Below are 8714 nucleotides of genomic sequence, written 5' to 3'. Positions count from 1 at the left end.
ACTGTGTGCGAGCGTGGCACGGACTGCTGTGGATCGACAAAACACATCTGTTTCAAGCCCATATGGAAACGTACGCGTTTGGTTACGGTTGCCGCTCCAGTCTTCGTCGGCAGGCTGATCATGACAGATTCGTGCGCTCAAGGAGAACACTAATCCTAAATTTTCGCCACAGAATGACAGTTAGATGCAGGCGAGGCGTCAGCGCACGCTAATGTACGCAATCGATTACAATAACACCCTCGATCAACTTCAGAGGTCGGCGCGGCGCGGCGAGCCCTGCACGTATAATGCCTGCACGCATAATGGCGGGACCTATGCTCGAAAAGCAAAGGGCGCTCGACCCATGACTGGGGAGCGCCCTCGCTGTTACCCTGGACAGCAGACACCGGCTCGGCCTCGAAAGGTCGGCCCGGCAGGCTATCGATACAGGTGATGATGCGCAGATAGTACAGCATCACGCCGATTGCAAGGGGCAGGCTGAAGAAAGCCATTCACCATCGGCGGCTTCGGCGAGAGGTCTGCGACGCCTCTCGCCGATCGCCGTGAAAATAGGCTCCGCCCGTTCGCGCAAGTTCCGCGCCAGCAAACTCGATCAATTGTTTCACGTTTCCCGCCAGGGCAAGCGCAAAGCTTCGATCAAAGCTGTCGAACAACTCTTCGTCGAATGCTTTTAGAAGCCGCGGAATCCATTTTCCCTTCCCCGACCATCGGCCACGGGTGAGCAGCATCAGATCGGCGAGCGGCTGATATAGCTGCGCCGTGATCGCCCGCATGTCCTCGACACCTCGCTCGTCCACGAGATCGCCGAGCGTATCTGTGATCTGATATCGCAGCGCGTCCAGCTTGGCAGCAGACAGCGCTGGCGCGCCCTCGTCGAGCAGCTTTCGGGCATGCGCCTGACAGGCTTTGGCCTCCTCCACATCCCCACCCAATATATGGCCCGAAGCCACCATATGGATGATGATCGGGTAGCCGAGCGCCATGTCGTTTTCAAAGAACCAGCTCAGCGTTTCCGGGTCGTGGACAAAAGCCTCAAAAGGCAGATGGTCGTCCATGAAAGATTCGCGCCATGCCGTATCAAGCCTGTCGAAGACGACCACCAGATCGACATCGGACGTGCTTTTCCCTTCGCCACGCATGATCGAACCGGCAGCAAATGCGAATGCGTACCCCTGGAAACGCTTGGCGAGAACGTCTTCCGTTCTTCTCAACGCTTCGGACGCGGCGGTTGTCACATTATCTTTCATTGCAAACCTTTCCACTCAGAACCGCCATCTTCGCACCCTGGCCGGGTTTGCGCCACAACGGCTTCCAGGCTTGATAAGACACAGTTTTCCGTCGCATAGAACGGCTCCATAGACAAAACCTATCGAATTTTTCGGATTTATCTATTTTGCTTATTGCGGCGCACGCACTATGTTGCAGCGCGAAACTCCTCCTGTCCAAACAATACAAGGCTATCATGTCCGTTCTCAATACCGCCGTTAAGCCGTTCAAAGCCCAGGCCTTCAAGCAGGGCAAGTTCATCGAGGTCACCGAAGCTGACATCGCCGGCAAATGGGCGGTCTTCTTTTTCTATCCGGCCGATTTCACCTTCGTTTGCCCGACCGAACTGGGCGACGTCGCGGATAATTATGCCGAATTGCAGCGCCTGGGCGTCGAGGTCTTCTCGGTTTCGACCGACACGCATTTCACCCACAAGGCCTGGCACGACAGCTCCGAAACCATCGGCAAGATCCAGTATGCGATGATCGGCGACCCGACCGGTACCGTCACCCGTAACTTCGACGTCATGCGCGAAGCCGAAGGCCTTGCCGATCGCGGCACCTTCGTCGTCGACCCTGACGGTGTCGTTCAGGCTGTGGAAATCACCGCCGAAGGCATCGGCCGCAATGCCGCCGACCTGCTGCGCCGCATCAAGGCTGCCCAGTACGTCCGCTCCCATCCCGGCGAAGTTTGCCCGGCAAAGTGGGAAGAAGGCGAAAAGACCCTGGCTCCTTCGCTGCACCTGGTCGGTAAGATCTGATTTCGGCTTCGGCCATGACCTTCCCCGGCAACGGGGAAGGTCTCCCACACATAGTTTAGACTGATGGCGTTTTGTCCTACGGGACAACTCGTTCTAATTTCCCTTCCGAACCGGAGACATATCGATGCTTGACGACGCACTGAAAAGCCAGCTCAAGGCCTATCTGGAAAAAGTCGTACGGCCGATAGAAATCCGCGCGAATGTCGATGGCAGCGCCAAATCGAAAGAGATGGTGGCGCTTCTCGAAGATATTACTGGCCTCTCCGACAAGATCAGCTTCGCCCAACAGCATGACACCAGCGAACGAGCCCCTTCCTTTGCCCTGACCAGCCCGGGCCACGATATCAACCTGCGTTTCGCCGGCATTCCGCTCGGCCACGAATTCACCTCGCTCGTCCTTGCGCTTCTGCAGACCGGCGGACATCCGCCGCGCGTTGAACAGGCCATTCTTGACCAGATCCGCGATCTCGACGGCGAATTCCGCTTCGAAACCTATTTCTCGCTGTCGTGCCAGAATTGCCCTGACGTTGTTCAGGCGCTCAACCTGATGTCGATCCTCAATCCGAAGATCAGCCATGTCGCCGTCGACGGTGCCGTGTTCCCGCAGGAAGTCGCGGATCGGCAAGTCATGTCGGTTCCCACGGTCTACCTGAACGGCGAGGTTTTCGGCCAGGGCCGGATGGAAGTCGAGCAGATCATCGCCAAGCTCGACACAGGCGCTGCCAAGCGCGCCGCTGAAAAGCTCGCCAATCTCGAGCCCTTCGACGTGCTGGTAGTGGGCGGCGGCCCGGCTGGCACTGCATCGGCGATCTATGCCGTCCGCAAGGGCATCCGCACTGGCGTTGTCGCCGAACGCTTCGGTGGTCAGGTGCTCGATACCATGGCGATCGAGAATTTCATTTCGGTCCCGCACACCGAAGGCCCCGCCTTCGCCAGCGCTCTCGAGGCGCATGTGAAGGACTATCCCGTCGAGATCATGAACCTGCAGAGGGCTGAAAAGCTGACACCTAGGGGCGACCTGTTCGAGGTCGAGCTTGCCAGCGGCGCGACGCTGAAATCCCGCACCCTCATCCTGTCCACCGGCGCACGTTGGCGGCAGATGGGCGTGCCCGGTGAGGAGCAATATCGCAACAAGGGTGTCGCCTATTGCCCGCATTGCGATGGTCCTCTCTTCAAGGGCAAGGATGTGGCCGTGATCGGCGGCGGCAATTCCGGCGTCGAGGCGGCGATCGACCTCGCCGGCATCGTCAAGCATGTCACGCTCATCGAATTCGACGGCAAGCTGCGCGCAGACGATGTCTTGCAGCGCAAGCTGCGCAGCCTTTCCAACGTCCGGATCATCCTGTCGGCCAAGAGCACGGAAGTGCTGGGCGACGGCAGCAAGGTCACCGGTCTTGTCTACGAGGACCGCAACAAGGACGAGAAGCACACGCTGGCGCTCGACGGCATCTTCGTGCAGATCGGCCTTCTGCCCAACACGGAATGGCTGAAGGGCACTATCGCGCTTTCTCCCCGTGGCGAGATCGTCGTCGATCATCACGGCCAGACATCGCTGCCCGGCGTCTTTGCCGCCGGCGATTGCACGACCGTTCCCTACAAGCAGATCGTCATCGCCGTTGGTGAAGGCGCCAAGGCATCGCTCGCTGCTTTCGACCATCTCATCCGCACCTCTGCTCCCACGGAAGAGGAAGCCAAGGCCGCCTAAGCGGCGAAGCGTCATGACACTCAGAGAACTGGAATATCTCGTCGCGCTGGCCAAATATCGCCATTTCGGCCGCGCGGCCGAGGCCTGTCTGGTCAGCCAGCCGACTTTGTCGGCACAGATCAGGAAGCTTGAAGCGGAACTTGGCACGCCGCTGGTGGAACGCGACTCGCGCTCCTTCATGTTGACCGCCTTCGGCAAGGATGCTGCCGAGAGGGCAAAACGGATCCTCGTCGATGTCCAGCAATTGAAGAATGCCGCGCTGCTGAACCAGAACCAGGAACTCGGAACGCTCCGTCTCGGTGCTTTCCCGACGCTCGGCCCTTATTTCCTGCCGCATGTGGTGCCGCAGGTGCATGAACGCTTCCCGCAACTGGAAATTCTTCTGAGCGAGGAGAAAAGCGGCGTGCTGCTCTCGCGGCTGCGGAGCGGCGAGCTTGATGCAGCACTCCTGGCCATGCCGGTCGAAAGCGACCAGCTGCAGGTGGAATTCCTGTTTGAGGAGCCCTTTCTGCTCGCCGTGCCGAAGAAGCACCCGCTGGTCGATCGGGCAAGCATCAGCATGGAAGATCTCTCCGGCTACGACCTGATGCTTTTGGAGGAAGGGCATTGCCTGCGCGAACACGCGCTCGACGTCTGCCGGCTCTCCGGCGCGGGACAGAAATCCTCCTTCCAAGCCACCAGCCTCGAAACGCTTCGCCTGATGGTCGGGGCAAATGTCGGCATCACCCTCCTACCCGCGCTGGCGACCATTGGCCCGATCATGTCGTCGGACCAGATCCGTCTCTTGAAATTCAGCGACGGCAACCCGAAGCGTCGTATCGGCCTTTGCTGGCGCAGAAGCTCGCCGACTGGCCCGCTTCTGAAGCAGCTGGCGGAGATGTTTCGGACAACGGCGCGGCAATTGCTGCAGGACAGATCAAATCCTGACGGCTCAATGAGAGATTAGAAACCGGCAGCAGCCTTCGCCTTGAATGCCGCCAGAATATGCGCGGCGACCAGAACCTCGGTGCCGCTGAGGCCTGCCGAGCAGAACAATGTCGTTTGGTTGGGTGCCTCGCGCGCAATGACCTTGCCACTGACGATCGCCGCCAAATCGACCAGACGCTCGGCGCTCGGCGAGCCATGCAGAAAGAACGGCGCCTTATAGGCCCTGACCTGCTCGGGAGAGTCGGTCGCGACGAGATCGGCGGCAGCGGCGACATCAAGGCCGAGCTCGTGTTCGTCAACCGTCTTGGGGCCGACGGTATTGATGTGAACTCCGGGCTTCAGCCAGCCGGCTTCAATCACCGGCGTGAGGCTGGTCGTGGCGCAGATCACGATATCGGCGTCGCTCACGGCGCGACGCGGCGTGTCCACCGGCTCGACCGGGATACCCAGACGCTGCTCCATCTCCAGTGCGAAAACACAGCGCCGTCGTTCGCTGCGGCTATAGACCCGGACATGCGTCAGTTCGCGCACAAGGGCCGCGGCCTCCAACTGCGTGCGGGCTTGCTGGCCGCTGCCGACGATGCCGACTGTCCTGGCATCGGGGGGCGACATATAGCGAATGGCGATGCCGCCGATCGCACCGGTACGAACCTCCCCCAGCCGTGTGCCGATGATGAGGCCCTGAAGCTCCGCCGTTTCAGTCGACCAGACCGCGACGATCTGCTCGTGGCGAGGCCCTCTAAACGTGTCATAGACCCGGAAGCCGGCGATCGAGGCTTCATCGAGCGTTCCGCCGATCGTGAAAATCAGGTCTCCCTTTTCGGCAAAGGAAACATCGTGTCTCGGCGGCGAAACCAGATCCCCCGCGGATCGAGCAAGGATCGCTTCCTCGATCGCCTCGATAGCGAGCCGCATGACCGGAAGCTGGTCCAGATCACTATCGCCCAGAATGATCGCCATCAGCTCCTCCCTCGCCAGCGAATGAACGCATTCTCACACCCCAACCTAAGTTGAGGTCAACAGGGATTTCCGCGCGAAAGGCTAAGTTGCCAAGCCGGACCGGCAAAAGAACAAGCCTCGCGTTCACCAACGCCCCTCGGAAACAGCTGTTCGGTCGATTCCGAAATCATGCGCGCCACCAAATCCGTTTGAACCGGAAGCTGCCTGCGGAAGATTTTCACTGATTCGTTTGTTTTACATACGATTTTCTTCGAAAGAGACTTATCTTCGACATGCGACGCGGCCAACCCCTTAGCCGGCAAATGTTACAATGGCATCAATCGTACTCAGACAGGAAGGCCGAGACGGTTGTCAGGCAAAGTTCCTTTTCCTCGACATGCGGCATATGGCTGGAATGCTCGAAGAGTACCCATTTGCAGCCGGCAACGCGGTCGACATAGGGTTTGACGACATCAGGCGTCGCCTCGTCGTATTTTCCGGAGATCAGCAGCGTCGGGGCTTCGATCAGGGGTAGACGATCTTCGATCGTCCAATCCTTCATCGTGCCTATGACGTGGAACTCGGTCGGGCCGTTCATGTTGCGATAGACGGTATTGTCTTCGTCCATGATCGCGAAGGTGCGCGCCACTTCCGGCGGCCAGGGAACGACGCGGCAGACATGCCGGTCGTAGAAGACGCGGGAGGCGGCGATGTATTCCGGATCGGTAATCGTGCCGGCCTCTTCATGTCTCAGAAGCGTATCCTGCACATCCTGCGGCAACTCGCGGCGCAGACGGTTGGCCTCGGAAACCCAGGTGTGCATGTTCGCCGGCGAATTGGCGATGACGAGCGCCTTCAGTCCCTTCGGCTGGCGCACCGCATGTTCGGCACCCAGCATGCCACCCCAGGACTGGCCGAGGAAAGCATAACGATCCTGAATGCCGAGATGCTTCAGCAGCGCGTCCAGCTCTTCGAGGAACAGCGCCGGCGTCCAGAAATCCGGGCCTTTCTCCGGCAGGCGCGTGGAATTGCCATTGCCGAGCTGGTCGTAATGGATAACGGCGCGGCCGTCGATCTCGGTGATACCCTTGAAGGAGTCTACATAGTCGTGCGTGCAGCCGGGGCCGCCATGGGCGACGACGAGAGGCAGCTTGCCGCTATCGAGCAATCCGGTGATGCGATACCAGGTCTGGTATTCGCGAAAGGGCAGAAAGGCTTCTTTCGATGCGACGGCGGCCACGGGTTTCTCCATCTCTTTGACTAGGATGGAAAAAGCATAACGCGGCCTCAAGGCCTGCGGCAGCTATCAGAAGTTATAGGATCGCTCGTTTTCCAGCAGCCGGTAATGCGTGGCCCGCACCACCGCCTGCGTGCGGTTCTTGGCGCCGAGCTTCTTGGCGGCGGCATTGAGGTGCATGACGACGGTCGGTACCGAGCGGTTGATGATTCGCGAGATTTCCTTGGCCGAAAGCCCCTCGGCCGAGTGGCGCAGACACTCCCGCTCCCGCTCCGTCAGCCTCATCTTGCCAACGCTACGGGCACTCGAATCGAAAAGCGCATAGGCGCTTTCGTGGAAGACATGCGCAAGCAGGCCGAAATCGGCGATGTAGCGCAGCGCATTGCGCTCGAAATCCTTGTTCGCGCCGAAGCGGATGCCGGTCACCGTCGCATAATCGCCGCGCGGCATGTGCACCGGCACGGTGACGCCCGTCGACATGTCGCGCTCATTGAGGTAGCGGGCGACCGGTTCGGTATTTTCTCCGAGATAGCGGTTGATCGCCGTATCGGCCTCGACATTGTAATTCCAGAAGAACGGCGCCGAGGTGCGCAACGCCACCTGCTGCACCGGATCGATGCGGAAATAGCCTCGGTCGAGCCAGTATTCGAGCATATCGTCCGAGATGTTGCGCAGCTTCAGAAACGAAGGAACCATGATCTCGCCATCGAGGTCGAAGGGCACCGGCGTATAGTCGTAGACCAGGGCTTCGAAACCGAGCTGTTGCATCGCCTCGAAAGCCTGGTCGATCCGTCCGTCCAGCGTATCATGCGCGGTAAACTTGCGTCTGATCGTTCCGATTTCGTCAAGCATGGAGAACTCCGGCTTACATCCAAATCCCAACCCTATCACTTCTTATAGCTGGTGTGGATCGTGGTTTACGGTAAAAATTTAATCATGCCCAAATGTTGGGCAAGAAGAATATTTGCCGGAGTAAGCTGATGTGGCGCGAAATGCAGCCGGACGAGCGCGTGGAAGTCGAGGTCGATGGGCACAAGGTAATTGCCTATAGCTTCGGCTCCGGCGCGGAGACCGTCTTCTGTCTGAACGGCGGCCCCGGTCTTCCCTGCGACTATCTGCGCGAGGCGCATTCCTGCCTTGTCGACCAGGGTTATCGCGTCGTTGCCTTCGACCAGCTCGGAACCGGCGCTTCCGATCGCCCGACGAATCCGGCGCTCTGGACCATCGGCCGCTATGTCGAGGAAACCGAAACCGTCCGCAAGACACTCGGCCTCGGCAAGGTCCATATGCTCGGCCATTCCTGGGGCGGTTGGCTCGCGATCGATTATGCGCTGACCTATCCGGAAAACCTCCGGACGCTGATCCTCGAAGACACCGTCGCCGACATGCCCCACCTGATCCTGGAACTGGAGCGGCTGCGGGCGGCGCTCGGTGCGGAAACGGTGGCGATGATGCAGAAGCATGAGGCGCAGGGCACCTACGATCATCCGGAATACATGGCCGCCGTGACGATCCTCAATTACCGCCATGTCTGCCGCCTGCCGGAATGGCCGGTGCCCGTCCGCCGTTCGCTCGACGACTGGAACATGGGTCCTTACGCGACAATGCAAGGGCCGAATGAATTCCTCTATATCGGCAATCTCAAGGATTGGAACCGCATCCCGGACCTGCCGCGCATGACGGTGCCGACGCTGATCACCGTCGGCGAGCATGACGAGCTGACACCCGCCTGCGCGCTGCGCATGAAACTCGCCATTCCGAATGCCGAACTCAAGGTGTTTGCGAATGCGAGCCACATGCCCTTCTATGAAAACCCCGGCGACTATTATCCCGCACTTCTCGATTTCCTGGCGAGACACAGGCAGGCATGATGCGACAGG

The 8714-nt window shown here is 59.6% G+C and carries 8 protein-coding genes; 4 read left to right on the top strand and 4 right to left on the bottom strand.

What is annotated here, in order from left to right; all coding sequences use genetic code 11:
• Positions 1 to 491: 491 nt before the first annotated feature.
• Positions 492 to 1247 carry a nucleotidyltransferase domain-containing protein gene (locus AC1RO0_RS28775; RefSeq protein WP_498595956.1) on the bottom strand — a complete coding sequence of 252 codons (756 nt, stop codon included), beginning with the start codon at positions 1245 to 1247 and terminating at the stop codon, positions 492 to 494.
• A gap of 215 nt (positions 1248 to 1462) precedes the next feature.
• Between AC1RO0_RS28775 and ahpC the strand changes: the two genes are divergently transcribed.
• From ahpC to AC1RO0_RS28760, 3 genes are all read left to right on the top strand, one after another.
• A complete protein-coding gene (gene ahpC, locus AC1RO0_RS28770) occupies positions 1463 to 2026 on the top strand; it encodes an alkyl hydroperoxide reductase subunit C (protein WP_007697523.1) in 564 nt (187 codons plus the stop codon).
• A gap of 124 nt (positions 2027 to 2150) precedes the next feature.
• Complete coding sequence (gene ahpF / locus AC1RO0_RS28765) at positions 2151 to 3731, top strand: alkyl hydroperoxide reductase subunit F (protein ID WP_498595955.1); 1581 nt, start codon at positions 2151 to 2153, stop codon at positions 3729 to 3731.
• 13 nt (positions 3732 to 3744) lie between these two features.
• On the top strand, positions 3745 to 4677 hold the full coding sequence (locus tag AC1RO0_RS28760) for a LysR substrate-binding domain-containing protein (RefSeq protein ID WP_498595954.1): 933 nt from the start codon (positions 3745 to 3747) through the stop codon (positions 4675 to 4677).
• Here AC1RO0_RS28760 and AC1RO0_RS28755 read toward each other — a convergent pair.
• The 3 genes from AC1RO0_RS28755 to AC1RO0_RS28745 form a co-directional block, all read right to left on the bottom strand.
• Complete coding sequence (locus AC1RO0_RS28755) at positions 4674 to 5618, bottom strand: ornithine cyclodeaminase family protein (RefSeq protein ID WP_498595953.1); 945 nt, start codon at positions 5616 to 5618, stop codon at positions 4674 to 4676. The genes AC1RO0_RS28760 and AC1RO0_RS28755 overlap by 4 nt on opposite strands.
• Before the next feature lie 316 nt (positions 5619 to 5934).
• Positions 5935 to 6849: a proline iminopeptidase-family hydrolase gene (locus tag AC1RO0_RS28750; protein ID WP_498595952.1), complete on the bottom strand. Its 915-nt coding sequence runs from the start codon at positions 6847 to 6849 to the stop codon at positions 5935 to 5937.
• Positions 6850 to 6903: 54 nt separating this feature from the next.
• Positions 6904 to 7686: a helix-turn-helix transcriptional regulator gene (locus AC1RO0_RS28745; protein WP_498595951.1), complete on the bottom strand. Its 783-nt coding sequence runs from the start codon at positions 7684 to 7686 to the stop codon at positions 6904 to 6906.
• A 128-nt stretch (positions 7687 to 7814) separates the two neighbouring features.
• Between AC1RO0_RS28745 and AC1RO0_RS28740 the strand changes: the two genes are divergently transcribed.
• Positions 7815 to 8705: a proline iminopeptidase-family hydrolase gene (locus AC1RO0_RS28740; protein WP_498595950.1), complete on the top strand. Its 891-nt coding sequence runs from the start codon at positions 7815 to 7817 to the stop codon at positions 8703 to 8705.
• The last annotated feature ends 9 nt before the right edge of the window (positions 8706 to 8714 follow it).

It is taken from the genome of Rhizobium sp. GW821-FHT14E12 (assembly GCF_058803745.1).
The sequence above is the reverse complement of the archived record's forward strand: the minus strand, read 5'-3'. Positions and strand labels throughout refer to the sequence as shown.

What these genes read in the sequence shown, in the direction of transcription:
- AC1RO0_RS28775 (WP_498595956.1), bottom strand. Translation starts at nt 1,247, where the DNA reads ATGAAAGATAATGTGACAACCGCCGCGTCCGAAGCGTTGAGAAGAACG.
- ahpC (WP_007697523.1), top strand. Translation starts at nt 1,463, where the DNA reads ATGTCCGTTCTCAATACCGCCGTTAAGCCGTTCAAAGCCCAGGCCTTC.
- ahpF (WP_498595955.1), top strand. Translation starts at nt 2,151, where the DNA reads ATGCTTGACGACGCACTGAAAAGCCAGCTCAAGGCCTATCTGGAAAAA.
- AC1RO0_RS28760 (WP_498595954.1), top strand. Translation starts at nt 3,745, where the DNA reads ATGACACTCAGAGAACTGGAATATCTCGTCGCGCTGGCCAAATATCGC.
- AC1RO0_RS28755 (WP_498595953.1), bottom strand. Translation starts at nt 5,618, where the DNA reads ATGGCGATCATTCTGGGCGATAGTGATCTGGACCAGCTTCCGGTCATG.
- AC1RO0_RS28750 (WP_498595952.1), bottom strand. Translation starts at nt 6,849, where the DNA reads ATGGAGAAACCCGTGGCCGCCGTCGCATCGAAAGAAGCCTTTCTGCCC.
- AC1RO0_RS28745 (WP_498595951.1), bottom strand. Translation starts at nt 7,686, where the DNA reads ATGCTTGACGAAATCGGAACGATCAGACGCAAGTTTACCGCGCATGAT.
- AC1RO0_RS28740 (WP_498595950.1), top strand. Translation starts at nt 7,815, where the DNA reads ATGTGGCGCGAAATGCAGCCGGACGAGCGCGTGGAAGTCGAGGTCGAT.